The organism is Methylobacterium sp. GXS13, assembly GCF_001455965.1.
GTDB lineage: Bacteria > Pseudomonadota > Alphaproteobacteria > Rhizobiales > Beijerinckiaceae > Methylobacterium.
Map to the genome: position 1 here is coordinate 1 of NZ_LKKO01000016.1, position 311 is coordinate 311.

1 protein-coding gene and 1 tRNA gene are annotated in these 311 nt (G+C 63.0%); both read left to right on the forward strand.

Annotated elements, in window-relative coordinates:
- On the forward strand, nt 1-202 hold a 202-nt coding region (locus tag AO398_RS29220; protein ID WP_210171923.1), incomplete at its 5' end, for a hypothetical protein.
- Nucleotides 193-269: transfer RNA gene (locus tag AO398_RS04575), tRNA-Ile, on the forward strand. The genes AO398_RS29220 and AO398_RS04575, both read left to right, overlap by 10 nt.
- Nucleotides 270-311: the final 42 nt, after the last annotated feature.

Consider the following 311-nt stretch of genomic DNA (forward strand, 5'->3'; position numbering starts at 1 on the left):
CTTTCTTGGACATGGGCGCCGGCTCTGCCGGCACCCAGCGAACGTCAGTTCATCCATCGAAGATCATTTAGATACAGGGTTCAGTCAGAACCCATTTGGCGGGACAGGCGCCGTCCTCGTTTCTCTTCCTCACCAGATAGCGCGATCGGCGCTCCGCTTCGGCTTTGCCGGGCGGCGCGCCTCGATCGCTCTGGGCCTGTAGCTCAGGTGGTTAGAGCGCACCCCTGATAAGGGTGAGGTCGGACGTTCGAGTCGTCCCAGGCCCACCACGACACGGGACGCTCGATCATCGGCGCTGACCCCTTGGGGCC